26 protein-coding genes are annotated in these 24,541 nt (G+C 70.3%); 13 read left to right on the forward strand and 13 right to left on the reverse strand.

Going from position 1 to position 24,541, the window contains the following annotated elements; translation table 11 throughout:
* Window positions 1-453: 453 nt before the first annotated feature.
* Window positions 454-2,244: a proteasome ATPase gene (gene arc / locus AB0H93_RS11460; protein ID WP_358571066.1), complete on the forward strand. Its 1,791-nt coding sequence runs from the start codon at window positions 454-456 to the stop codon at window positions 2,242-2,244.
* An 80-nt stretch (window positions 2,245-2,324) separates the two neighbouring features.
* Window positions 2,325-3,275: an aldo/keto reductase gene (locus AB0H93_RS11465; protein WP_358571069.1), complete on the forward strand. Its 951-nt coding sequence runs from the start codon at window positions 2,325-2,327 to the stop codon at window positions 3,273-3,275.
* Window positions 3,276-3,364: 89 nt separating this feature from the next.
* Here the strand turns inward: AB0H93_RS11465 and AB0H93_RS11470 are convergent, their stop codons facing one another.
* The gene (locus AB0H93_RS11470; protein WP_358571072.1) at window positions 3,365-3,874 is read right to left on the reverse strand and encodes an NUDIX domain-containing protein; all 510 of its coding nucleotides are present in this window, start codon (window positions 3,872-3,874) and stop codon (window positions 3,365-3,367) included.
* A 117-nt stretch (window positions 3,875-3,991) separates the two neighbouring features.
* On the opposite strand from AB0H93_RS11470, the gene dop reads away from it, so the two are divergent.
* The 5 genes from dop to pafA all read left to right on the forward strand — a co-directional run bounded on the left by dop (window position 3,992) and on the right by pafA (window position 9,309).
* Window positions 3,992-5,491, forward strand: a complete 1,500-nt coding sequence (dop, locus tag AB0H93_RS11475; protein WP_358571074.1) for a depupylase/deamidase Dop — start codon at window positions 3,992-3,994, stop codon at window positions 5,489-5,491.
* 161 nt (window positions 5,492-5,652) lie between these two features.
* Entirely contained in the window at window positions 5,653-5,844 is a 192-nt protein-coding gene (locus AB0H93_RS11480) for a ubiquitin-like protein Pup (RefSeq protein WP_010310552.1), read from the forward strand.
* 130 nt (window positions 5,845-5,974) lie between these two features.
* Window positions 5,975-6,808 (forward strand): proteasome subunit beta, encoded by an 834-nt coding sequence (gene prcB, locus AB0H93_RS11485; protein ID WP_358571077.1) that lies wholly within the window; start codon window positions 5,975-5,977, stop codon window positions 6,806-6,808.
* Between the two features lie 73 nt (window positions 6,809-6,881).
* A complete protein-coding gene (gene prcA, locus AB0H93_RS11490) occupies window positions 6,882-7,637 on the forward strand; it encodes a proteasome subunit alpha (RefSeq protein ID WP_132480541.1) in 756 nt (251 codons plus the stop codon).
* A 313-nt stretch (window positions 7,638-7,950) separates the two neighbouring features.
* Complete coding sequence (pafA, locus tag AB0H93_RS11495; protein WP_358571081.1) at window positions 7,951-9,309, forward strand: Pup--protein ligase; 1,359 nt, start codon at window positions 7,951-7,953, stop codon at window positions 9,307-9,309.
* Between the two features lie 71 nt (window positions 9,310-9,380).
* Here the strand turns inward: pafA and AB0H93_RS11500 are convergent, their stop codons facing one another.
* Window positions 9,381-10,079, reverse strand: coding sequence for an SDR family oxidoreductase (locus tag AB0H93_RS11500; RefSeq protein WP_358571084.1), 699 nt, complete (start codon window positions 10,077-10,079; stop codon window positions 9,381-9,383).
* A gap of 172 nt (window positions 10,080-10,251) precedes the next feature.
* Between AB0H93_RS11500 and AB0H93_RS11505 the strand changes: the two genes are divergently transcribed.
* The 4 genes from AB0H93_RS11505 (at window position 10,252) to AB0H93_RS11520 (ending at window position 13,813) form a co-directional block, all read left to right on the forward strand.
* Window positions 10,252-10,683 (forward strand): ester cyclase, encoded by a 432-nt coding sequence (locus AB0H93_RS11505; protein WP_165967965.1) that lies wholly within the window; start codon window positions 10,252-10,254, stop codon window positions 10,681-10,683.
* Window positions 10,680-11,810 (forward strand): FAD-dependent monooxygenase, encoded by a 1,131-nt coding sequence (locus tag AB0H93_RS11510; RefSeq protein WP_358571087.1) that lies wholly within the window; start codon window positions 10,680-10,682, stop codon window positions 11,808-11,810. The genes AB0H93_RS11505 and AB0H93_RS11510 overlap by 4 nt, the downstream gene beginning before the upstream one ends.
* Before the next feature lie 13 nt (window positions 11,811-11,823).
* Window positions 11,824-13,152, forward strand: coding sequence for a cytochrome P450 (locus tag AB0H93_RS11515; RefSeq protein ID WP_358571090.1), 1,329 nt, complete (start codon window positions 11,824-11,826; stop codon window positions 13,150-13,152).
* A 79-nt stretch (window positions 13,153-13,231) separates the two neighbouring features.
* Entirely contained in the window at window positions 13,232-13,813 is a 582-nt protein-coding gene (locus tag AB0H93_RS11520; protein WP_235883311.1) for a DUF5655 domain-containing protein, read from the forward strand.
* A gap of 8 nt (window positions 13,814-13,821) precedes the next feature.
* Here the strand turns inward: AB0H93_RS11520 and AB0H93_RS11525 are convergent, their stop codons facing one another.
* On the reverse strand, window positions 13,822-14,622 hold the full coding sequence (locus AB0H93_RS11525; RefSeq protein ID WP_358571094.1) for an AraC family transcriptional regulator: 801 nt from the start codon (window positions 14,620-14,622) through the stop codon (window positions 13,822-13,824).
* Window positions 14,623-14,828: 206 nt separating this feature from the next.
* Between AB0H93_RS11525 and AB0H93_RS11530 the strand changes: the two genes are divergently transcribed.
* Entirely contained in the window at window positions 14,829-15,191 is a 363-nt protein-coding gene (locus tag AB0H93_RS11530; protein ID WP_358571097.1) for a VOC family protein, read from the forward strand.
* 70 nt (window positions 15,192-15,261) lie between these two features.
* On the opposite strand, the gene AB0H93_RS11535 is transcribed toward AB0H93_RS11530, so the two are convergent.
* The 9 genes from AB0H93_RS11535 to AB0H93_RS11575 form a co-directional block, all read right to left on the reverse strand.
* A complete protein-coding gene (locus AB0H93_RS11535; protein ID WP_358571100.1) occupies window positions 15,262-16,539 on the reverse strand; it encodes a cytochrome P450 in 1,278 nt (425 codons plus the stop codon).
* Window positions 16,540-16,669: 130 nt separating this feature from the next.
* A complete protein-coding gene (locus AB0H93_RS11540) occupies window positions 16,670-17,470 on the reverse strand; it encodes an ABC transporter permease (protein WP_358571103.1) in 801 nt (266 codons plus the stop codon).
* Window positions 17,467-18,441, reverse strand: coding sequence for an ATP-binding cassette domain-containing protein (locus AB0H93_RS11545; protein WP_358571106.1), 975 nt, complete (start codon window positions 18,439-18,441; stop codon window positions 17,467-17,469). The genes AB0H93_RS11540 and AB0H93_RS11545 overlap by 4 nt, the downstream gene beginning before the upstream one ends.
* Complete coding sequence (locus tag AB0H93_RS11550) at window positions 18,434-19,033, reverse strand: flavoprotein (protein WP_132480574.1); 600 nt, start codon at window positions 19,031-19,033, stop codon at window positions 18,434-18,436. Before AB0H93_RS11550 ends, AB0H93_RS11545 begins: the two co-directional genes overlap by 8 nt.
* Before the next feature lie 103 nt (window positions 19,034-19,136).
* The gene (locus AB0H93_RS11555) at window positions 19,137-19,604 is read right to left on the reverse strand and encodes an ester cyclase (protein ID WP_358571109.1); all 468 of its coding nucleotides are present in this window, start codon (window positions 19,602-19,604) and stop codon (window positions 19,137-19,139) included.
* A 35-nt stretch (window positions 19,605-19,639) separates the two neighbouring features.
* Entirely contained in the window at window positions 19,640-20,071 is a 432-nt protein-coding gene (locus tag AB0H93_RS11560) for an ester cyclase (protein WP_358571112.1), read from the reverse strand.
* Window positions 20,072-20,164: 93 nt separating this feature from the next.
* Window positions 20,165-21,007, reverse strand: coding sequence for a methyltransferase domain-containing protein (locus AB0H93_RS11565; protein ID WP_358571115.1), 843 nt, complete (start codon window positions 21,005-21,007; stop codon window positions 20,165-20,167).
* 19 nt (window positions 21,008-21,026) lie between these two features.
* On the reverse strand, window positions 21,027-21,473 hold the full coding sequence (locus AB0H93_RS11570; RefSeq protein ID WP_358571118.1) for an ester cyclase: 447 nt from the start codon (window positions 21,471-21,473) through the stop codon (window positions 21,027-21,029).
* A gap of 158 nt (window positions 21,474-21,631) precedes the next feature.
* Window positions 21,632-22,009, reverse strand: a complete 378-nt coding sequence (locus tag AB0H93_RS11575) for a VOC family protein (protein WP_132480589.1) — start codon at window positions 22,007-22,009, stop codon at window positions 21,632-21,634.
* A 266-nt stretch (window positions 22,010-22,275) separates the two neighbouring features.
* Here AB0H93_RS11575 and AB0H93_RS11580 point away from each other — a divergent pair, with 266 nt between their 5' ends.
* The gene (locus AB0H93_RS11580) at window positions 22,276-23,127 is read left to right on the forward strand and encodes an NAD(P)H-binding protein (RefSeq protein WP_358571122.1); all 852 of its coding nucleotides are present in this window, start codon (window positions 22,276-22,278) and stop codon (window positions 23,125-23,127) included.
* A gap of 53 nt (window positions 23,128-23,180) precedes the next feature.
* Here AB0H93_RS11580 and AB0H93_RS11585 read toward each other — a convergent pair whose 3' ends face one another.
* Window positions 23,181-24,491, reverse strand: coding sequence for an AarF/UbiB family protein (locus AB0H93_RS11585; RefSeq protein WP_358571125.1), 1,311 nt, complete (start codon window positions 24,489-24,491; stop codon window positions 23,181-23,183).
* Window positions 24,492-24,541: the final 50 nt, after the last annotated feature.

Consider the following 24,541-nt stretch of genomic DNA (forward strand, 5'->3'; position numbering starts at 1 on the left):
GAGCCCGCGACGCGTGGTGCACGGAGTGGACTTTTCGGCACTCAATCGTCATGGGGAATTCGCCGGGCTGGAGTGGCGTCCAGGGGCAGTTGTTCCAAATGATGGGAGAAGTGCCGGATGCGCTCGCAGCCGGGCGGCCGCAACGCCACCCGGTTGCCGGATCGGTTAACCCGGATGCCCGCCGACCGTCCCGATCCGCGTGGCGCAACGGAAAACCGGTGCTCGTGGGGCCGCGTCGTCCGATCGGGAACGTATCGAACGGACCATGATCGTCAACGCAACGTGTCCGCCCCGCCCGGCCGAAACGCGACCCGCTGGCGCCAACCTGGCCCGCCTCATGGGTATTCGCGGATTTTTGTGGCACGCTGGGCGATCCGGCGGGCATCAACGACGCCGCCGTCGTCGGTGATCGCCGGTACCGTGGTGGTACGAGCACGGGAGGAGGGTGCCGACATGCAGCACGACCGTCCCGGCAGCCGGCCTGAGGAGGGCGGCGAGCAGTACAGCGGTGGCTCCGCAGAACTCCGCAGCCAGATTCGTCTCCTGGAAGACGAGGTTGCACTGCTGCGCCGCAGGCTCAACGAGTCTCCCCAACAGGCCCGGTTGCTGGAAAAGCGGCTGGCCGAGGCATCCGAGAGAGTGAGCCAGCTCACCGAACGGAACGCCAAACTCACCGAGACCCTGAAGGAAGCGCGGGGCCAGCTGATGGCGCTGCGCGAAGAAGTCGACCGCCTCGCGCAGCCCCCCAGCGGTTACGGGGTCTTCCTGCACGGCTACGAGGACAGCACGGTCGACGTGTTCACGTCTGGTCGCAAGATGCGGGTGGCGGTGTCACCCAACGTCGAGACGGAGGAACTGAGACTGGGCCAGTCGGTGCGCCTCAACGAGGCCCTGACTGTGGTGGAGGCTGGTGCGTTCGAGCGAACCGGTGAGGTCTGCACCTTCCGGGAGCTCCTGTCCAGCGGTGCCGGGGAGAGCCCCCGGGCGCTGGTGCTGGGCCACACCGACGAGGAACGCGTCGTGTGGGTCACCGAACCGCTGGCCGCGTCCGGGCTGAAGGCCGGCGACTCGGTGCTGATCGACAGCAAGGCGGGCTACGCCTACGACGTGGTGCCGAAGGCCGAGGTCGAAGACCTCGTGCTGGAGGAGGTGCCCGACGTCGGGTACCAGGACATCGGTGGGCTGGCCGGCCAGATCGAGCAGATCCGGGACGCGGTGGAGCTGCCGTTCCTGCACTCCGACCTCTACATCGAGTACCAGCTGCGGCCGCCGAAGGGCGTGTTGCTGTACGGCCCGCCGGGCTGCGGCAAGACGCTGATCGCCAAGGCCGTCGCCAACTCGCTGGCGAAGCAGGTCGCCGCCGCGCGCGGCGACGACGACGGCCACGCCAAGTCCTTCTTCCTGAACATCAAGGGTCCCGAACTCCTCAACAAGTTCGTCGGCGAAACGGAGCGGCACATCCGGCTGATCTTCCAGCGGGCGCGGGAGAAGGCCTCCGAGGGCACCCCGGTGATCGTGTTCTTCGACGAGATGGACTCGATCTTCCGGACCCGCGGCAGCGGCGTCTCCTCCGACGTGGAGACGACCATCGTGCCGCAGCTGCTCAGCGAGATCGACGGTGTCGAAGGGCTGGAGAACGTCATCGTCATCGGCGCCTCCAACCGCGAGGACATGATCGACCCGGCGATCCTGCGGCCGGGGCGGCTGGACGTGAAGATCAAGATCGAGCGTCCGGACGCGGAGTCGGCGAAGGACATCTTCTCCAAGTACCTGACCAAGGAACTGCCGATCCACGAGGAAGACCTCAAGGAGTTCGGCGGCGACAAGGGCGCGTGCGTGGAGGCGATGATCCAGACCACGGTCGAGCGGATGTACGCCGAGACCGAGGAGAACCGGTTCCTGGAGGTCACCTACGCCAACGGCGACAAGGAAGTCCTGTACTTCAAGGACTTCAACTCGGGCGCGATGATCCAGAACATCGTGGACCGGGCGAAGAAGGCGGCCATCAAGTCGGTGCTGGAGACCCGCCAGCCGGGCCTGCGCGTGCAGCACCTGCAGGACGCCATCGTCGACGAGTTCGCCGAGAACGAGGACCTGCCCAACACCACCAACCCGGACGACTGGGCCCGCATCTCCGGCAAGAAGGGCGAGCGGATCGTCTACATCCGCACCCTGGTCAGCGGGAAGAGCCAGGAATCCGGCCGAGCGATCGACACGGCCACGAACACGGGCCAGTACCTGTAAGGCCGACCTCGGGGCCGCCATCTCCGCGGGGGTGGCGGCCCCGAGCTGTGCCGCAGGCCGACAGAGGTTAGGTTCCAGGCATGCTCCCAGCGCAACGATCGGTGCAGCGCCTAGGACTCGGTCTCGCCGCGCTCGGCAGGCCCGCGTACATCAACGTCGGTCGCGCCGCCGTGCTGCCCGTGCAGCGCACCGCGCAGGCGATGCGGGAACGCACCCGGACGGTGCTGGACGCCGCGTACGCCAACGGGATCCGCTGGGTGGACACGGCCCGCTCCTACGGCAGCGCCGAGCAGTTCCTCGCGGACTGGCTGCGGGAGCGCGGCCACCAGGACGTCGCGGTGTCCAGCAAGTGGGGGTACGCCTACGTCGCGCAGTGGCGCATCGAGACCGAGGTGCACGAGGTCAAGGAGCACTCGGTGGAACGCCTGCGCACCCAGTGGGCCGAGACCCGGACGCTGCTCGGCGACCGCATCGACCTCTACCAGGTGCATTCGCTGACCACCAGCAGCCCGCTGTTCGACGACCTGGCGCTGCAGCACGAGCTGGCGCGGATCCGGGACGCCGGGGTGCAGCTGGGCTTCTCCACCAGCGGCGCGGCGCAGGGCGAAACCATCGAGCGCGCCTGGGAGATCGAGGTGGGCGGGCGGCAGCTGTTCAGCGCCGTGCAGTCCACATGGAACACCCTGGAGCCGTCCGCGAGCCGCTTCCTGGCCGAGGCGCACACCGGCGGCTGGCGGGTGCTGGTGAAGGAGACCCTGGCGAACGGGCGGCTCGCGGTGGATCCGCCCGCGGAGCTCACCAGGGTCGCCGACCGGCACGGGGTGGGCACCGATGCCATCGCGCTCGCGCACGTCCTGCGCCAGCCCTGGGCCGACGTGGTGCTCGTCGGCGCGGCCAGCGTCGAGCAGCTGGAGTCGAACCTGGCGGCCTGCCGGGTGGAGCTCACCGACCAGGACCTCGACGCGCTGAGCCGGCTGGCCCGCGACGCCGCGACCTACTGGGGCGAACGCGCCGAACTCCCCTGGCACTGAGCCCGCGCCAGCATCTCCAGTTTCAATTGAAACTGGACCTCACCGAACCGGGTGGGTGCATCAGTTTCAATTGAAACTGCGGACCTCCGTCACGATCGGGCGAACCACTCCTCGGCGAACTGGCGGCCGTCCGGCACGAACGGCCACCCGGGGTCGTTCAGGCGCTCGCGGAGCTCGCCCAGGGGCATCCACCAGCCCTCGGCGACTTCTTCCGGCTGGTGGACGATCGGGCCGTCCCACAGCGCCTCGTAGAGGAATCCGTGGTAGCGCACGGTGCCCTGCTCGTAGGTGGAGCGGAACAGGTAGCGCACCGGCACGTCGCGCACACCGAGTTCCTCGGCGAGTTCGCGCACCGCGGTGACATCGGGATCCTCGCCGGCCGCGACCACGCCGCCCGCCGCGCAGTCGTGCATGCCCGGGTAGACGTCCTTGGTGTCGGTGCGGCGGTGCACGTAGATGCTGTTGCGGTCCGGGGAGAGCAGGAGCACCGCCGAGGCCGCGTGCCAGAGGCCTTCCGCGCGCATCCGCCGCCGCGTCGCGCTGCCCACGACACTCCCGGCCGCGTCGTACACCGCCACCGATTCCTCGCCCGCGCTCATGGCCCAATCGTCGCACCCTCCCTTCGAGGCACACGCGTTGCGCCGAATCGGGTCGACTCGGATCCCTGTGGCGTGCGGCACTCCGCTTGGTCGGTGAGACCCCGTACGCTGCGAGGTATGCGGCGGATCATGGGAACCGAGGTGGAGTACGGCATCGTCGTGCCGGGCGATTCCGGCGCCAACCCGGTGCTGACCTCCACGCACATCGTGCTGGCCTACGCGGCGGCGGCCGACATCCCGCGGGCGCGGCGCGCCCGCTGGGACTACGAGGTCGAGTCGCCGTTGCGCGACGCCCGCGGTTTCGACCTCAGCACAGCGGCGCAGCAGACCAACGGATCGGACGGCGACGACCTCGGGGCGGCCAACGTCATCCTGACCAACGGCGCGCGGCTGTACGTCGACCACGCGCACCCCGAGTACTCGGCGCCCGAGGTGACCAACCCGCGCGACGCGGTCATCTGGGACAAGGCCGGTGAGCGCGTCATGGAGGAGGCGGCGATCCGGGCCGCCAGCGTGCCCGGCAGCGCGCCGATCCAGCTGTACAAGAACAACGTCGACGGCAAGGGCGCCAGCTACGGCACCCACGAGAACTACCTGATGTCCCGCAGCACCCCGTTCACCTCGGTAATCGGCGGCCTGACCCCGTTCTTCGCGTCCCGCCAGGTGATCTGCGGTTCGGGGCGCGTCGGCATCGGCCAGGCGGGGGAGAAGGCCGGCTTCCAGCTCTCCCAGCGCTCCGACTACATCGAGGTCGAGGTCGGCCTCGAGACGACGCTCAAGCGCGGCATCATCAACACCCGCGACGAGCCGCACGCCGACGCCGACAAGTACCGGCGGCTGCACGTCATCATCGGCGACGCCAACCTCGCGGAGACCTCCACCTACCTCAAGCTCGGTGCCACCGCGCTGGTGCTGGACATGATCGAGTCCGGGCAGCGCTTCGACGACCTGAAGCTGGCCGACCCGGTGCAGGCGGTGCACCTGATCAGCCACGACCCGACCCTCAAGCAGACCGTCGAGCTCACCGACGGGCGCCGGTTCACCGGCCTGGACCTGCAGCGCGCCTACCACGAGCGCGCCGCCCGGCACCTCGACGAGCACGGCGCCGAGCGCCCTGCCCGCGACGTGCTGGACACCTGGGGCGAGGTGCTGGACCTGCTCGGCGGCGACCCGATGGACTGCGCCGACCGGCTGGACTGGCCCGCCAAGCTCCGGCTCATGGAGAGCTACCGGGCGCGCGACGGCCTGGGCTGGGCGTCGCCGCGGCTGCACATGGTCGACCTGCAGTACTCGGACGTCCGCCTGGACAAGGGCCTGTACAACCGGCTGGTCGCGCGCGGCTCGATGAAGCGCCTGGTCAGCGAGGAGGAGGTGCGGGATGCGGTGACCACGCCGCCGGAGGACACCCGCGCCTACTTCCGCGGCCGGTGCCTGGAGCGCTACCCGTCGGAGGTGGCCGCGGCGTCCTGGGATTCGGTCATCTTCGACCTGGGCCGGGAATCCCTGGTGCGCATCCCGACGTTGGAACCGCTGCGCGGCACCAAGGCCCACGTGGGCGCCCTGCTGGAGGCGGCGGCCAGCGCCGAAGAACTGGTCGACTCGCTGACGAAGGGCTGATCCACCGGCCGGTGAACACGTTTCGTGCACGTCAGCCCGGTGTGGATGATCGAAATGACGCCCGGCTGGACGTGGGCGAACGGGTGTCGGATGGGTAGTGTTCACAGCAGGGTGTCCCCACTGCCGGGAGAACATCCGGAAGGCGAGCACCGGGAGGCAAGATGTCCCAGGAAAAGGTTCAGCGGCACGGCGGCGGCGAAGGCGACGAAGAGCAGGGTCCGGAGGCCGCCGGTCAGGAACGTCGCGAAAAGCTCGGCGAGGACGTCGACGCCATCCTGGACGAGATCGACGACGTCCTGGAGGAGAACGCCGAGGACTTCGTCCGCGCCTACGTGCAGAAGGGCGGCCAGTAGCCCGGCGGGCCCGGTCGTGACGTCGACGCCGGGCCGGGAAACTCCGGCCCGGCGTTGTCGGCTGCGCGCCGGATCATGACTAAAGTGCTGTTGAAGTCGAAAGCCCTTCGATCGGGAGACGATGTCGCTGATGGATCCGAGCTCGGGCCAGGCCCTGCCCGCCGCCTACCTCACGCCGGGGTCTTACTCGTTCACCGACTTCCTCCGCGCTACCGCGCCCGAGCTGCTGCCCGGGGGTCGCAAGGTGCCGGAGGGCACCGTGCAGGCCCCGCACGGCACCACGATCGTCGCGGTGACCTTCCGCGGCGGCGTCCTGCTGGCCGGTGACCGCCGAGCCACCATGGGCAACCTGATCGCCCAGCGGGACATGGAGAAGCTGTTCGTCACCGACGCCTACTCGGCAGTCGGCATCGCGGGCACCGCCGGGGTCGCGCAGGAGCTCGTCAAGCTGTACGCGGTGGAGCTGGAGCACTACGAGAAGCTCGAAGGCGTCTCGCTCTCGTTGGACGGCAAGGCGAACCGGCTGGCCAACATGCTGCGCGGCAACCTCCAGGCCGCGATGCAGGGCCTCGCGGTGGTGCCGCTGTTCGCCGGGTACGACCTCGACGCCGACGACCCCGAGCGGGCCGGCCGGATCGTCTCCTACGACGTCGTCGGCGGCCGGTACGACGAGGTCGGCGGTTACCACGCGGTCGGTTCGGGTTCGCTGTTCGCGAAGTCGGCGCTGAAGAAGCGCTACGACCCGGACGCCGACGCCGACACCGCCGTGCGCACGGCCGTCGAGGCCCTCTACGACGCGGCGGACGACGACTCCGCCACCGGCGGCCCCGACGTGTCCCGGCGCATCTTCCCGTCGGTCATCACCATCACCGCCGCGGACGGCGCCGTGCGGGTGCCCGAGGAGCGGACGGCCGAGGTCGCCACCGAGGTGATCAACGGCCGGTTGGAGAACCCCGGCGGCTGACGCCGCGGCCCGGTGCCCCGGGCCCTGATCACGCCTGCCCGAGCGAGCAGATTCGAACCAGGAGTGCACAGCCGTGACGATGCCGTTCTACACCTCTCCCGAGCAGTTGATGCGGGAGCGTTCCGAGCTGGCCCGCAAGGGCATCGCGCGGGGCCGCAGCGTGGTGGTGCTGAAGTACGCCGGTGGCGTGCTGTTCGTCGCCGAGAACCCGTCTCCGACGCTGCACAAGGTCTCTGAGATCTACGACCGCATCGGATTCGCGGCGGTGGGCCGCTACAGCGAGTTCGAGGCGCTGCGGGTCGCCGGCGTGCGCATCGCCGACGTCCGCGGGTATTCCTACGACCGCCGCGACGTCACCGGCCGGTCGCTGGCCAACACCTACGCCCAGCACCTCGGCGCGATCTTCACCGAGCAGATCAAGCCCTTCGAGGTGGAGATCTGCGTGGCGGAGGTCGGTTTCACCGCCGAGACGGACCAGCTGTACCGGTTGACCTACGACGGGTCCATCGTGGACGAACCGCAGTACGTCGTGATGGGCGGCCAGGCCGAGGCGATCGCGAGCACGCTGAAGGATTCGTTCAGCGACGGCCTGGAACTGGCCGACGCGACGAAGCTCGCGGTCGAGGCGCTGTCCTCGAGCGGGGACAGCACCCGGGAGCTGGGCATGGGCCAGCTCGAGGTGGCGGTGCTCGACCGCGCCCGGCCGCACCGCACCTTCCGCCGCATCCAGGGCGCGGCGCTGACGGCGCTGCTCCCGGCGAAGGAGCCGGAGTCCGAAGCGGAATCCGCCGACGGCGATTCCGAGGACGAGACCAAGAAGGACAAGTAGTCCTCTCGGCCACGGGTGGAGGGCATCTTCCGGCGAGGAGGTGCCCTCCACCGCTGTCCGGGCTCCCCGGACGGCCGCCCGCCGCTCGTGCCTGGCCCGGATTCGGTTGGTGGCCACAAGATGCTGTGGTTTCTGGTGCCGTTGAGCACTTCTGGTGCGATGCGGGGCGGCTTGGCGGCGGCCGCGCGCCGAGCCGCGCCGGGCCGGCCGGTGGGCGTGATGACGCGGTGCAACCGGTCCCGCGTGAGAAACGCACCACCGGTGCCCGAACGGCGGACCGCCGAGAAGCCCTGTTTGCGCCTAGTGTGGAAGCATGCAGCGGCGGATCTTCGGCATCGAAACCGAGTTCGGGGTCACCTGCACGTTCCACGGGCAGCGGCGACTGTCCCCGGACGAGGTGGCCAGGTACCTGTTCCGGCGGGTCGTGTCGTGGGGAAGGTCGTCGAACGTCTTCCTCCGCAACGGGGCCCGGCTCTACCTCGACGTGGGCTCGCATCCGGAGTACGCCACGGCGGAATGCGACGACCTCGTCCAGCTCGTCACCCACGACAAGGCGGGCGAGCGGATCCTGGAGGACCTGCTCATCGACGCCGAACGCCGGTTGTCCGAAGAGGGCATCGGCGGGGACATCTTCCTGTTCAAGAACAACACCGACTCGGCGGGCAACTCCTACGGCTGCCACGAGAACTACCTGGTCGGCCGGTCCGGGGAGTTCTCCCGGATCGCCGACGTGCTGCTGCCGTTCCTGGTGACCCGCCAGCTCATCTGCGGCGCCGGGAAGGTGCTGCAGACCCCGCGCGGCGCGGTGTACTGCCTGTCGCAGCGCGCCGAGCACATCTGGGAGGGCGTCTCCAGCGCGACGACCCGCTCGCGGCCGATCATCAACACCCGCGACGAGCCGCACGCCGACGCCGAGCGGTACCGGCGGCTGCACGTCATCGTCGGCGACTCCAACATGTCCGAGGTGACCACGCTGCTCAAGGTCGGCTCGGCGAACCTGGTGCTGGAGATGGTCGAGCAGGGCGTGCAGTTCCGGGACTTCAGCCTGGACAACCCGATCCGCGCGATCCGGGAGATCAGCCACGACCTCACCGGGCGGCGCACGGTGCGGCTGGCCGGCGGCCGGGAGGCGTCCGCGCTGGACATCCAGCGGGAGTACTACGGCCGGGCGGTCGACCACGTGGCGCGGCGCGGTTCGGACCCGATGACCGAGCGGATCCTGGAGCTGTGGGGCCGGACGCTGGACGCGATCGAGCAGCAGGACTTCTCGCTGATCGACCGGGAGATCGACTGGGCGATCAAGCACCGGCTGCTGGAGCGGTACCGCAACAAGCACGGTCTGGAGCTGTCCAGCCCGCGCATCGCCCAGCTCGACCTCGCCTACCACGACATCCGCCAGGGTCGTGGGCTGTTCGACATGCTGCAGCGCAAGGACCTGGTGGACCGGGCGACCGAGGACGGCGAGATCGAGGCGGCCAAGGACACGCCGCCGCAGAGCACGCGGGCGAAGCTGCGCGGTGACTTCATCGCCGCCGCGCAGGCCGCGGGCCGGGACTTCACGGTGGACTGGGTGCACCTGAAGCTCAACGACCAGGCGCAGCGGACCGTCCTGTGCAAGGACCCGTTCCGGGCGGTCGACGAGCGGGTGGAGCGCCTGATCAGCTCGCTGTGACCGGCGCTTTTCGGACGAAGGCGCCCCGCACCGAGCAGCTCGGTGCGGGGCGCCTTCGTCCGCGGCGGGGCTCAGCGGTTCGGGTCTTGGCCGACCGGGCGGATGACCACTTCGTTGACATCGACGCCAGGGGGCTGGCGGAGGGCGTAGAGGACGGCGTTGGCGATGTCCTCCGCGCGGAGCTTCGGGGCGTCCTGGGCGGACGCCGTCATCTCGGTCTCGACCATGCCCGGCTGGACGAGGGTGACCCGGACGCCGGTGCCCACGCATTCGGCGCGGATGTTCTGCGCCAGGCCAGTGACCGCCCACTTGGTCGCGGAGTAGAGGTTCCCGGGGCGGATGCCGCGGCCGGCGTTCGAGCCGGTCAGCAGCAGGTGGCCGCTCGTGCGGGTGAGCGCCGGTAGCGCCGCGCGGGCGGTGATGGCGGCGCCGTAGACGTTCGTCAGGACCATGTCGCGCCACTGCTCGGGGTCTGCGCCGCCGTTGCCCAGGAACGACGTCTCCATGCTCAGCCCGGCGTTGGCGAACGCCGCGTCCAGGCGCCCGAAGTGGTCCTCGACGCGTTGCACGGCGGCGGAGAGCGCGGGCCAGTCGGTGATGTCGCAGGGCAGGGCGAGCGCGTCGTCGCCCAGCTCGTCGACCAGCGGGGCCAGGGAGTCCGCGGAGCGGGCGAGCAGGGCGAGGCGGTAACCGGCCGCTGCGGCGGCGCGGGCGGTGGCCGCGCCGATGCCGCGCGACGCTCCGGTGATCAACATGACGGGTTCGGCCATGCCGTCACCCTACGTCGGTGAACATCTTTCATGTCTACGAAGGCTTCAGTGCTGATCGAACTCAACCTTCGGGTCGATCGGGCAAGGCGCGAGAAGAACGCCGCCACCGCGTCGCCATATCGTCGAGCACGAGTTCTCCCACGTCGCCGGTTCCACCGCACGGAGGTGCCCGATGGTCGAAGAGGACAACGAGCGGATGTTCCGCCGGTTCGTCGCCGCGATGAACCGGGGCGACCAGGAGGAGGTGCTCCGGGTCTGGTCGCCCGAAATGGTCCACCATGGCCGCTTCGGCACCTACGGCCGCGACGAGGTCGCCGAGCTGATGGGCGGATTCCGCGCCGCGTTCCCGGACCTCGCCTTCGAGATCGAGGAGCTCGCCGCCGACGGCGACCGGCTGTTCGTGCGGATGACCGCGACCTGCACCCACCAGCACGACTTCCAGGGCGTCCGGGCCACCGGCAGGCGGGTCCGGGTGCAGGTGATGGGCCAGGTCCGGATCGTCGACGGCAAGATCGTCGAGCACTACAACGTGATGGACGAGCTGCACTTCCTCAACCAGCTCGGACTGGTGCCGGACGACCTGCTCACCACGATCCTGGCATGACCGGCCGACCGCGGGTCGCTGTCATCGGCGCCGGGCCCGCCGGGCTGGCGACCACGATCGCGCTGCGCCGGGCGGGCCTGGCGGCCGTCGCGTACGAGCGGGTCGAAGCGCTCCGCCGCCACGGCAACGGCCTGACGCTGTGGCCGAACGGATTCGCCGCCCTGGACGCCTTCGGCGCCGGTGACGCGGTGCGCGGGCGGGCCCATCCGGCGGCCGGGATGGCGATGCGGGCGGCGGACGGCCGGACGCTCTACGAGGTCTCCGAGCAGGCGATGAAATCCGTCGGCGGCAACGGGATGGCGGTGCACCGCGCGGAGCTGCTGGCCGCGCTCCGCGGGCTGCTCGATCCCGAAGCGGTGAGGTTCGGGGCGCGCTGCGTCGGGGTGCGCGACGCCGGCGAGCACGCCGTGGCGGAGTTCGCCGATGGCAGCGAGGTGCGGGCGGACCTAGTGGTGGGAGCGGACGGCATTCGGTCCGCCGTGCGGGAATCCGCCGGGCTGGGGCGGCGGCTGCGGCACTGCGGGGTCGTCGTCTGGCGGGCCACCATCCCGTTCGGGCTCCCGGAAACGCCCGGCCTGCTCTCGATGGGCGGGGCGGACGCGTTCGGCATCTGGAACCTCACCGGAGAACGGGTGTACTGGTTCGCCTCCGCGCCCTCCGCCGATGCGCGGCAGGGCGGTGCGGATCGGCTGCTGCGGCGATTCGGGGACTGGCACGAGCCGATCCCGGAGTTGCTGCGGGCCACCGACCCGGCGCAGGTGGTGGCCACCGAGATCTTCGACTGCCGCCCGTTGCGAGCCTGGAGCCGCGGCCGGGTCGCGCTGGTCGGCGACGCCGCGCACCCGAGCATGCCGAACATGGGCCAGGGCACCTCGCAGGCGTTCGAGGACGCCGCGGTGCTCGCGGCCCGCCTGGCCGCGACGCCGAGCGTGCCCGAAGCGCTGCGGGCGTACGAGCGGCAGCGGCGGGGGCGCGCGAACGCGGCGACGTCGCAGGCCCGGATGCTGGCGCGGATAGGTGGCTGGCCGGGGCCGGTGGCCGGGCGGCTGCGGGAATGGATGCTCAGCCACGCGCCGCAGCGCGCCCAGCTCCGGCAACTGCGGCAGATGTTCGAGTTCCGGATCTGATCAGGAGGTCGTCGTGTCCACTGCCGCCGTCGAACCGGCGCTCCCGCCCGAAGTGCGCGGACTGCCGCTGCTCGGCAGTTTCCTCGAGTGGCGCAAGGACCAGCACGCGACGTTCATGCGGGCCTACCGGGAGCACGGGCCGATCTTCACGATCCGGCTCGGGCCGATGAAGGGGGTCATGCTGATCGGGCCCGAGCACCACGAGTTCTTCTTCCGGGAGGTGGACCGGAAGCTCTCGGTGCCGGAGATCTACCGGTTCACCGTCCCGATGTTCGGTGATCTGCTGATGGCGGCGACCGACACCGAGCGGCGGCGCCGGCACGTGTCGATGCTGCAGTCGGCGTTCCAGGGCGGTCGGCTCGCCGCGTACACCGAGGTGATGGCCGAGGAGACCGAGCGGTGGCTGGCCGGTCTGGGGCGGTCGGGCGAGTTCGAGCTGTGGGACACCTTCGAGCCGCTGGTGATGCGCATCGCCGCAGGCGCGCTGCTCGGCCCGGAGATCCGGGCGCGGATCGACGAGTTCCGGCCGCTGCTGGTGGACCTGGCCCGGGGCATGGAGTTCATCCTGCCGCCGAACCTGCCGTTGCCCCGCTTCCGCCGCCGGGACCGGGCGCGGCGGCGGCTCGGCGAGATGCTGCGGCCGGTCCTCGCCGAGCGGGCCCGCTCGGGCGGCTACGACGACTTCCTGCAGTCGCTGGTCGACGACGCCGCGCTGCGGGCCGAAGGCGCGGACGTGCAGGTCGGGATGGCGATGGCGACGTTGTTCACCGGCTACCTCACCACTGCCGCGCAGGCCTGCTGGACGCTGGTGCAGTTGCTGCAGCACCCGGCGCAGCTGGACGCGGTGGTCGAAGAGATCGACGCGGACCGCGGTGGTGCCGCTGCGGGGTGCCCGCATGCGGGCGCGCGGCTGCCCCGGTTGGAGCGCGCGTTCAAGGAGTCGCTGCGGATGCGGCCGGTGATGAGCCACTACGCGCGCACGACAGCGGTGGAGTACGAGATCGGCGGCTACCGGGTGCCCGAGGGGTGGCTGACCATGCTGTGCCCGAGCGTCGCGCACCGGTTGCCGGAGGTGTTCGCCGATCCCGAGCGCTACGACCCGGACCGGTTCGGCCCGGAACGCGCCGAGGACAAGCGGAATCCGCACGCGTTGATCGGTTTCAGCGGCGGGTTCTACCGGTGCCCGGGGCAGGCGTTCGGCACGACCGAGACCAAGGTGCTGCTGAGCGGGCTGCTGGCGCGCTACCGGCTGGACTTGTCGGTGCCGGATCCGCGGCCGGACGTCGACCTGGGCGTCACCCGTCCGGGTTCGCCGTGCCGGATCCGCTACGAGCGCCGCTAGGCTCCGCAATCTGGGCGAACTTCGGCTCGCGCGGATCTGGCACCGTGGGGAGTCCGCGTCGAGGAAGGGTGAGCACGGCATGGCGCAACGCGACGGGATGAACCTGGTCGGCTGGCAGTCGATGATGGATCACGCGGCCGGCTTGCTGGAGCAGCGCACCGGTGCGGGCCTGGCGGAGTGGAAGGAGCGGGTCGCGGCGTCCGGGACGACATCGGAACCGCGATTGCGGGCATGGCTGGGCGAGCAGGGCGTCGGGGGCTATTCGCAGGACCTGCTGGTGTACGAGACCTACGGCTACCCCGAGTTCATGCGGACCGATCCGGCGGAGCTCATCGACGAGCAGTTCGCCGACCGGCAGGCGCTGCGGCCGGTGTTCGACGAGCTGCTGGAAGCCGTGGTGGACCTGGGCGTGGTCACGATCCAGGCCCGCAAGACCTACGTGTCGCTGGTGTCGCCGAAGCGGACCTTCGCGATCGTCAAACCCAGCACCAAATCCAGGCTCGACATCGGGTTGCACCTGCCGGGCAGGCAGCCCGCCGGGCGGTTGCTGCCGGCGAAGAGCTTGCCGAAGGGCAACGTGCGCATCGCGTTGACCGCCGAGTCGGGAGTGGACGACGAGGTGGTCGCCCTGCTGCGGGAGTGCTACGAGGCGAATTCCTGACGCGCGCGTCAGCCCAGCAGCGGCAGGGCCAGCACGACCGGTGGGTCCGTGGGCCGCGGGCGGCGCAGCCGCAGGTGGCAGGCCCGCCCGCCGGGCACCGTCATGGAGCCCGCCGCGACCACCCGGCAGTCGTGCCGGTGGTCCAGCGATTCCGCGATGCGGACGTCCGGGTCGAAGCAGACCGCGAGGACGTGGTACTCGCCGTCGCGGGGGCGGCGCAGCCGCACCGGCCCCGGGGTGGCCCGGACCGCGCAGCTGACCGGAGCGCCCTGCGGGATCCCGTGGTGGAACAGGCCGACGAACAGGATGCCGTCCTCGGCGCCGTCGACGACGACGGGCACCCCGTCGTGGCCGGACGGCGCGGCCGGGGCCCGGGCCGCGAGCGCGGCCAGCGGCCGGTCGCCGAACTCGATGGCCATGGCGCGGAACTGGCGCGGTGATAGGCCCACCAGGCGGGCGAACTGGGTGGTGAAGGTGCTCAGGCTCGAATAGCCGACCCGGGCGGCGATGTCGGTGACCCGCAACGGGGAGCGGATCAGCAGGCGCTGCGCCTCGGCGATCCGCAGCGCGGCCAGGAACCGGCCCGGCGTGGCGGCCGTGACGTTGCGGAACACCCGGTGGAAGTGGAACGGGCTGAACAGCCCGGCGCGCGCGTGGTCGGCCAGGTACTGGGGATCGGCGAGGTTCTCGCGCATCTGCTGCACGGCCCGCTCGACCGCGGTGTGCCAGCTGGTGGCGGCCGACGTCGGCTCGGTCTGGGCGAGTTCGGCCCGGCCCGTCCCGATGGCGTCGTCGATCCTCCTGGTCACCCCACGTCCTTCCCAGGTCCGCGCTACCGCGCCGCCCAGAATACGCCGGGCGCGGGGGACTCCGGCGGCTCGGCCGCGATTCGCGGTGGGCATTGGCAACTTGGGAGAAGGGCGCGTTCGGGTGGCTCGAATAGGTTGGAAATGCCGATGAATGGTCGTTGTTCGCCGTCAGGTGGGAGGAAACCGTGCTCGCAGGGCTGGCCAGCGTGACGATTTTCGTAACCGATCAGGACAAAGCCGTCGACTTCTACACGAACAAGCTCGGTCTGGAACTCCGGCGGGACGACGCGTTCGGGCCCATCCGCTGGGTCGAGGTCGGAGTGGCGGGCGGAGGCACGTCCATCGTGCTCTTCCCGCAGGACAATCCGCTGTACCAGGAAGATCTGATGCGCGAGTTCACCGGTCTGCAGTTCGTCACCCGCGACATCAAGGCGACCTACGAGGAATTGAGCGCGCGGGGTGTTCCGTTCACCCAGCCGCCGATGCAGTTGCCGTTCGGGTGGACCGCGGTGTTCACCGATGAGGACAAGAACCAGTTCTCGCTGTTGCAGGTGGACGCTCCGGAATGAGCCCTTTTCCGAATGCGGGGGCACGGATCGCGATCCGCGCCCCCGCATTCGGCCGTGCGGCGATGAGCGCTCAATCCTGTGGCGACCACACCGCCGGTAGGGTCTGCACGCAGCGGATCATCGGCGCGGGCAGGTGGTATTCGGCCTGGAATCCGTCCTGCAGCCGCAGATCCGGGATGCGTTGCAGCAGCGCTTCGAGCCCGATGCGGATCGCGGTTCGCGACCAGCCGGCACCGACGCAGTAGTGGATGCCGCGGCCGTGCGCGACGTGCCGGGCGCCCGTGGTGCTCACGCCGCGGCGCTGGATGCGGAACTCATCGGGTTCCGGGAAGTCCTTCGGGTCCCGGTTGGCCGCCACGTAGGAGACCAGCACCGTGGAGCCCTTCGGGATCTTCGTGCCGCCCAGCTCGACGTCCGCGGCCGCTTCCCGGGACAGCCACTGCACCGGGCCGTCCAGCCGCAGCCCTTCTTCGACGGCGTGCTCCACCGCGCTCGGGTCGGCGAGCAGGTCCTCCCAGAGTTCGCGCCGTTCGAGCAGCAGGTTGAGGATGTTCGCCAGGCCCTCGGTGGTGTTGCCGTAGCCGGCGCCGTAGAGCTCCATCAGGCCCCACACCAGCTCCGGCATGGTCAGCGCGTCGCCGTCCTCGGTCCTGGCGTGCACCAGGGCGGAGGCGAGATCGTCCCGGGGGTTGCTGCGGCGCTCCTCGAACAGGTCCTCCAGATACCGTTGGTAGGTCACGATTTCGGCGGCCGCGGACCGCTGGTCCTCCAGCGGGTGACCGGGGATGAAGACCTTCACCCAGAGCTTGTCCCAGTGCTTGATGCGTTCGTGGTCCTCGCGCGGGACGCCCATGAAGTCCAGGATCGCCGTGTTCATCAGCCGGTCCGAGTAGTCCTCGACCAGTTCGGCGGAACCACGCGGCGCGAGTTCTTCGACGAGTTCCCGGGCGGCTTCCCGGATCCGGGGTTCCCAGCGGGCGATGCGGCCGGGCGTCCACGCGGACTGGATGAGCGAGCGCAGCCGGGTGTGCCCGGGCTGGTCGGACTCGTAGAGCGTGGTGGCCTTCGGCAGGCCGCGGGCGAGTTCGGCCTGGACCTCGGGCGGGTCCTCGGGACCGGTCTTGTTGCCGGAGGGGAACAGCTCCGGGTGCTCCAGCACGAAGGCCAGGTCTTCGTAGGTGGTCACCACGAAGACCTGGCTCGCGTCGTCGCTGACCATCCACATGTCCGACGACATGGAGCTGCGGAAAACGGGGCAGCTGCGCCGCATCCGGTGGTAGAAGGAATGCGGGTCGGCGGCCATTTCGGCGGAGAACGGATCGAATTCGACGGCATCGTTGACGGTCATGGCGCTCCCTGCGTTCGGCGGATGCGGAACTGCCGTCGTTCGGCACGACGGTCATGGGGGAAAGGGACCAGTGACCGCGACATTACCCAGCAGGTGCGGGTGTTTTCTTCTCACGAATTGCGGTGCGCACTCATTCCGGCGGGCGGGCGGTGGTGCGCCGGAAGCGGCGCGCGGTGAGCCAGCCCAGGACCGCGATGATGCCGACCAGCCAAGCCGCGCTGTACCACGGCGAAGCGCCGGCGGGCTGTCCGGCCAGCCAGGCGCGCAGCGCGTCGCCGGTGTGCGAAGCCGGGTTGTGCTCGGCGAAGATCCGCAGCCAGGACGGCATGGATTCCGGTGTGGCGTAAAGGGAACTGACGAACCCGAGCGGCCCGGACACGGAGGTGCCGATCATCTGCGCGGCCTCGCCGCCGCGCGTCACGACCGCGAGGAACGCGGCGATCCAGGCCATCGCGAACCCGTAGAGCAGGAGCAGGGCGAGCGCGGCGACGGCCCGCCCGAGGCCCAGTGCGGTGAGGTCGATGCCGGTGATCGCGCCGAGCAGCACCAGCACCGCGATCCCGATTATGTTGCGCGCGCCGTCCGCTGCGGTGCGCCCGGTGAGCACGGCCGACGGGCTGGTCGGCAGGGCCCGGAAACGATCGGTGATCCCGCTGCGCAGGTCCGCCGAGACGGCCGCGATCACCGCGGGCATCGTGCTGAAGGTGATCGTGGCGACCAGCAGGCCCGGGAACAGGTAGGTCGGGTAGTCCTGGCCGGGTGGTCGCATCATGCCGCCGAGCACGTAGCCGAAGAAGACGAAGAAGATGACCGGCATCGCGGTCATCGTGAAGATGGTGTCCGGTGCGCGGAAGGTGCGGCGCACGCTGCGGCCGGTCAGCAGCCAGGCGTCCAGCCACCACCAGGTGAGCTCGCGGGCGGCCGGGGTCACGGGGTGCGTCCTTTCGTCGGTGCGGCAGTGGTTCCGGCGCCGGTGACGGCGAGGAAGACGTCGTCGAGGGTGGGCTGGCGGAACACCAGCTCGGCGACCGCGATGCCGTTCTCCTGCAGCGCGGCCAGCAAGGCCGGGATCACCGCGTCGTCGTCGGCGCGGACGGGCACCACGAGGGTGCCGGTCCGCTCATCGGGCTGCGGGCTGCCCTGCACGGCCTGCGCGGGCAGCGCGTGCACGGCGGCCGGCAGCGCGGTGGGATCGGTCAGCCGCAGTTCGACGCGCGGTCCACCGAGTTCGGCCTTCAGCTCGGCGGGGGTGCCGGAGGTGATGGCGCGGCCTCGGTCGAGCACCACGATCCGGTCGCTGAGCCGGTCGGCTTCCTCCAGGTACTGGGTGGTCAGCAGGATGGTCGTGCCGTCGGCGACGAGTTCGTCGATGACCGTCCACAGTGCACGGCGGGACGGCAGGTCCAGGCCCGTGGTCGGTTCGTCCAGGAACAGCACGCGGGGCCGGCCGATGATGCTGGCGGCCAGGTCGAGGCGGCGCTGCATGCCGCCGGAATAGGTCCGCACCGGCCGGTCGGCGACGTCGGCGAGGCCGAGCCGGTCGAGCAGTTCCCGGGCCCGGCGGCGGGTTTCGCGGCGGCCGAGCCGCCCGAGCCGTCCGATCAGCTCCAGGTTCTCGAGCCCGGTCAGCATGCCGTCCACGGCGGCGAACTGGCCGGTCAGGCCGATCAGCCCGCGGACCTGCCGGGCCTGGCCGACCACGTCCAGCCCGCAGATGCTGGCGTGCCCGGAATCCGGTTCGAGCAGCGTGGCCAGCACCCGCACCGCGGTGGTCTTGCCCGCCCCGTTGGGTCCGAGCAGGCCCAGCACCGACCCCTCGGCGGCCGCCAAGTCCAGGCCGTCCAGCGATTTCACGTCGCCGAAGCTCTTGCGCAGGTCTTCGGCGCGAAGCGCATCAGGCACCGGTCGCGATTCCTCCTCGTTCCTTCGCCGCGGTGACGACGTCGATGAGCTGGTCGAGGATGTGCTCCAGCGGCGGCATCACGCCCAGCGCCGGGCGGCGGTCGGCGAGCTGGACGCCGATGGCGGGGTCGATCACCGAGTAGCCGAGTTCCCGGGCCTGCGCCACGTTGCGCTGCACCGCCCTGCTGCGCCACATCGCCTCGTTCATCGCCGGCACCAGGACCACCGGCGCGGTGCTGGCGACCATCGCGGTGGACACCAGGTCGTCGCAGATGCCGTGCGCGGCCTTCGCGATCGCGTTCGCGGTGGCCGGCATGACCAGCATCAGGTCGATGCCGTCGGTCAGGTCCAGGTGCGGGATGGGCGCGTCGTCGCGGGCCCGGTGCGTCTCGGTGTGCACCCAGCCGCCCGCGAACAGCCGCATCGTGTAGGGCGGCAGGAACCGGCACGCCGATCGGGACATCATCACGCGCAGTTCCCGAACCAGCGACTGCCTCATGAGCAGCACCGTCTGCGGCATCGTCAGCAGCGCCGGTGAACCGGTCACCGCCAGCAGCATCCGGTCGCACAGCAGCGCGGTGTTCGTGGCCATCCTCGACTCCTACCCCGGTCGCGGCACGGGTTCGCGCGGGCGCGGCGTTGCCGCCACCGCCCGCGCGAACCACCCTCGGACTTCGAATAACCCGCCCTCCCCGTCAGCACATGACCGCGGGGATGAAGCCGATCTCCTCCCAGGTCCGGGCGTCCGCGTAGACGTCCCAGAACCGCTCCAGGATCACCATCGCGCCGTGCTGGTCGCGGCCCACCGTGGCGATGTCGACGCTCTCCCAGGCGATCGGGCGGTTCGTCGGCGGCTTGTTCAGGTAGGAGCCGGTGTGCGTGCCGGTGCCGACGATGCGCGACACGACCCGGTCGCCGTCGACGCGCATGTCGCGGATCTCGAACCGCAGGTCCGGGAGCACCCCGCGCAGCAGCCGGAACAGCACCCGCACGCCCTCCGGGCGGTAGTTCGAAATCCGCCCGTGGTGCACCGAATCCGCGGCCAGGCGGTCCATCGCGGCCGGGAGGTCATCGGCGTTGACCGCGGCGATGAACTCGCGGACCGGGGCGGTCAGCTCCTCGGCGACCGGTTTCTCGTTGCTCGCTAACAGGATCTGTGACATCTCGTGACTCCCGTCCGATGTTGTTCACCCGGTTCTCAGGACATCTGCGCCAGGAACGGTTCCGGCAGCGCGCCGATCTGGGCGAGCAGGTGGAGTTCGTCCAGGACGCCGCGGTGTTCGATGAACCGGCCGTCGCGCACCCGGGCGATGTTGATGGAGTAGAAGCTCACCTGCTTGCCGGTGTCGACCAGGCCGAGGTAGTCGCCGCGGTGGGTGCCCTCGTAGTGGACGAGCGTGCAGACCCGGTCGCCCTCGGCGACCATCTCCACGATGTTCCAGCGCAGGTCGGGAAAGGCCTTCAGGGTCAGGTCGTAGACGAACGCGACGCCTTCCTTCGGGTAGTCCGAAAGCCGCGCGTGGTGCACCAGGTCCTGGTGGAAGAAGTCCATGATCCGGTCCAGGTCGTGGCTGTTGCAGGCGTCGAAGAAAGCGCGCGCGACGCGCTTGGTCTGCTCGGTCGTGTCCACGTCGGCTCACCTCGGTCGCTGGCGGGCGGGTGGTGGTTCCATCGTGCGCGGCGGCGGGACCGGTGGGCTTCTCCGACCTTGCCGCATGCGGCCTCAGGCGGCTGCCGGCCGCAGCGCGGTCATCACCAGGTAGTTCGGCTCGCCGGTGGCGATGCAGTTCCGGCACACCGCTTCCAGCGCCGCGATGGCCTCGGCGCCGTAGTCGCCCGCCAGCTCCGCCTCCTTCTCCCGCAGCAGCTTCACCATCTCCGGGTAGTGCCGGGAGACCTGCTCGCTGAGGTCGGCGATCTCGACCGGGTACAGGCCCGCGTCGCGCACCATGTCCGCGAGGCCCGCGATCGTGGGGAACGGGCTGTTGAGCGTCATCCGGCGGAACATCTCGTTCATCTCCAGCCGATCACCGGTGAAGGGGAACCGCTCGTAGAAGTCGGTCAGGACCAGGCGGCCCCCGGGCTTGAGCACGCGTGCGATCTGCTGGACGGCCGCCTGCCGGTCGGCCATGTGCACGAACGACTCGACGACCCAGGCGGCGTCGAAAGTGCCTGGGGGGAAGGGGAGTTCGGCCATCGCGTCGGCCTGGGTGAAGCGGACCCGGTCGGCCAGGCCGGCTTCGTCGGCGCGCCGGCGGGACTCCGCGATCATCGCCGAGCTGGCGTCGATGCCGTCGACCGCGGCGCCGGTCGCACCGGCCAGCCGCAGCGCCGGGCCGCCGAGGCCGCTGCCGACGTCGAGCACGCGGTCGGCCGGGCCGACCGGCAGGCGTTCGATCAGCGCGTCGGTCAGGGCGTCGGAGGCCTGCCGCAGGTCGCTTGCGTCCTGCGCGGAACTCCAGTAGCCGCTGTGCGAGTTGTGCCCGGCCGTTCGGCTGATCAGCGGGATCGACTGGTCGTAGAAAGCGGTCACGTCCTCTTGCGTCGGCACGAACCGAGCGGTCATCTGCGTCGCCTCCCAGCGGTTACCACTGCGCGGTCGGAACCTCGATGCCCAGCTGGCGCGGGATGGTGTCCATCTCGTACAGCCCCCAGTGCTCGGAGATCAGGCCGTCGCGGATCTTGAACGCGGCCAGGCCGGGAACGGAGATCCGCTTGCCGGTGGCCGGAATCCCCTGGTACTCGCCGGTGTGCTCGAAGTGCAGCTCGATGAGCTGGAACACGGTGTCGTCGTCGGCGAGCATCATCTTGACCTCGATGCCGATGCTGGTGAACCAGGTGGTGCACTCCAGGAACCAGGAGAACGCGTTCTCCCGGCCCTGCTGGACGGCGCCGCTGGGCAGGTGGATCACGAGGTCGGGGGCCAGGTACCGGTCCATCAGGTCCACGCGCTGGGCGTGCATGCAGTCGCGCTGGAAGTGGCGGACCAGTTCCATGTTCCGTTCCGGGGTGCTCTTCGCTGCGGTGGTCATGCACCGGCCTCCTCGTGAGCTGGAGTTGACTCACGGCGCCGACCCGGCGGCGACGCCGAGGAGTCGGCTCCTGCCGCCAAGGTAGGCACCGGCGGCCCCCGGATTCTTCTTCCGCATTGCCCGCTTGGGCGCGATCAACCGACCGCGGGGCCCGCCTTTCAGGCCGGCTGGAATACGAAGAACTCGTTGTCGTCCTGGTCGACGAACGCCGCGAACCACTTGCCGTAGGGCTGCAGCTCCGGTTCGACGGTGAAGCGCACGCCGCGCCGGCTCAGCGTTTCGTGCAGGGCTTTGATGTCCGCGGTTTCGAAGGCGATATCGGTGAAGCCGCCGATTTTGGATTCGGTGCCGACCGGGAAGTCCTTGGTGGCCAGCGAGATGGTGGTCGGCGAACCCGGCGGGGCGACCTCGATCCACTTGAAATCGCCGCCGTCCTGCAGTTCCCGCACCTCGAAGCCGAGTTTCTCGGTGTAGAAGCTCAGTGCCGCGTCCTGGTCGGTGACGTAAACACCGATCTGGGAAATGTGGGAGATCACGTGTCCTCCGGGCAATTGACGCAGATGAATTCCGGGCGTTCGTCGCCGACCGCTCCACCGCGCAGCTTTCCACATCGCGCAGATGTCCCGCCAGCTCGCCGATTAGCTGAGCAATCTGGAATAAACCGCGTCATCGCCATCCGCGCGCCCGGCCTTTAAAATGGATGAAACGTTCACCCGACCGAACCAACTGCGCGCCGCCGATCGCGGCACCGAGTCCGGGCGGCGTTCTTCGCGGATTCGTCGGCATTCCCAGGAGGAACTTCATGATCTTGGTAATCGGAGCGACCGGACCGGTGGGCAGCCAGGTCGTCGGCCAGCTCGTCGAGCGCGGTGCCGACGTGCGGGCGCTGACCCGCGACCCGAAGGGCGCGCGGTTCTCGTCGGCGGTCGAAGTGGTCGGCGGCGATCTCGGCAAACCGGAGACGCTGGCGGACGCCTTCGCCGGCGTGGACCGGGTCTTCATGCTGATGCCGACCTTCGGCGCGCCCGAGACCCGCACCTACGACGGGCACGTCGCGGAAGCGGCGAGCAGGAGCGGGGTCTCGCACCTGGTGCGGCTCTCGGTGATCGCCGCGGCGGACGAATCCGCCGACGACCCGCACACCGACTACCACCGGCACGGCGAGCAGGTGGTCCGCGACAGCGGTGTCGGCTGGACCTTCCTGCGGCCGGGGCAGTTCATGACCAACGCGCTGTCCTGGGCCGAGACGATCAAGGAAGGCTACGTGCGGGAACCCTACGCGCACGTCAAGCAGACCCCGATCGACCCGCGCGACATCGCGGCCTCGGCGGTCGCGGTGCTGACCTCCGACGGCCACGAGGGCAAGGCGTACTCGCTGTCCGGGCCGGACGCCATCAGCATCGAGGAGCAGGTCGCGATCATCGCCGAGGTCACCGGACGAACCATCCGCACCATCAACGTGCCGCCGGGCGTGGCCCGCGCGGAGTGGCTCAACGAGGGATACCCGGCGGGCATGGTGGACGGGATCATGAAGCACATGGCCGACGAGACCGGCATCCACTCGCAGCTGTTCGACACCGTCGCGGAGCTGACCGGCCGCCCGGCGCACACCTTCGCCGAGTGGGCGAAGGACAACATCGAAGCCTTCCGCTGACCGCACGCCAAGGTGGGGCGGCGCCGAACGCCGCCCCACCTGCAGGCGATCTCCTACGCGTTGTGCAGATCGGTCGGCCGGTCCGCCGCGCCGACCTGCTGGAAGTCCAGGTCCGGGCTGATGCCGCGGGCGGTTCCTTCCAGGACCAGCAGCGACATCAGCGGGAAGGCGAAGTCCGAGGCGGCGTAGATGCCGAAGCGCTGCTGCAGTTCGAACACCGCGTTGCCGAATTCGGCCATGTCGAACCGGTTTCCGGGTCCGGCCGCGGTGGCCACCAGCTCCGTCATCGCCGCCGTGAAGCCGTCGGTGTCCACCTGCGGGCCGACGTCGACCGCGCTTTCGAGGACGATCTCGCCGCAGCGCCGCCCGTTGCCCGCGACCAGCTGCGCGAAGAACTCCGCCAGCAGCGCCCGCACCCGGTCCGGCAGCTGCACGCAGTAACCCGCGTCGAGGATCACCACCTGCGGTTCCGGTGTCACGTAGAGGTTTCCCGGGTGCAGGTCGCAGTGCACGAAGCCGTCCACGAACATCATCCGGTACGCCGCGGCCAGCACCGTCCCGGCCAGGTCGCGCCGCGTCCGCGCGGGCAGCGAATCCGGGGTCGTCGCGTCCAGGCCCGGGATGTAGTCGAAGACCAGGCATTGGGGGCCGGACGGCTCCGGGTGCAGGGCCGGCACCCGCACCGCCGGGATGCCGGCCAGGCAGCGGGCGAGGTGCCGCACGTTGGCCGCCTCGCGCTCGAAGTCGAGCTGCCCGAGGATGGCGCGGCTGACGTAGCCGACCAGGTCGGCCATCGGCATGCCGCGCATCTTCGGCATGCGTTGCGCGACCTTCACCAGCAGCCGCAGCAGCTCCAGGTCCGCGCGCATCCGGTCGTCGATGCCCGGCCGCTTGAGCTTCAGCGCGACGACCTGCCCGCCTTCGAGCACCGCGCGGTAGACGCAGGCGATGCTGCCGCTGGCCACGGCATCCGGCTCGACCTCGTCGATCGCCAGCGCGGGACGGGCCAGTCGCGCTTCGCGCAGCGCCGCTTCGGCGTGCTTGCGGCGCATCGGGCGGACCGAGTCGTGCAGGTCGGCCATCGCGTCGCACAGCTCGGCGGGCATGGTGTCGCGCCGGGTGCTGGAGATCTGGCCGAACTTGACGAAGGTCGGCCCCAGGTTCTGCAGCGCGCGGACCAGGCCGCGATAGCCGTGCCGGCGCGCGTCGGACCGGCCGCGCGCGATCCGCCTGAACAGCGTCGGGGGCCCCGTTCGCGCGGATTCCCAGCCGACGATCGAGAGGATGACGACCAGGCGGATCAGCAGTCGCCAACCGGGCACCGGTCGGGCGGTGGACGTGTCGTCCTGGCGCTCAGCTTCCATGGTCCGACGGTGCGCCCGCCGGTGGCCGCCGGACTTCTCGCATCTTGTCG

Source organism: Saccharopolyspora sp. NPDC050642 (genome assembly GCF_040654735.1).
Classification (GTDB): domain Bacteria; phylum Actinomycetota; class Actinomycetes; order Mycobacteriales; family Pseudonocardiaceae; genus Saccharopolyspora; species Saccharopolyspora elongata.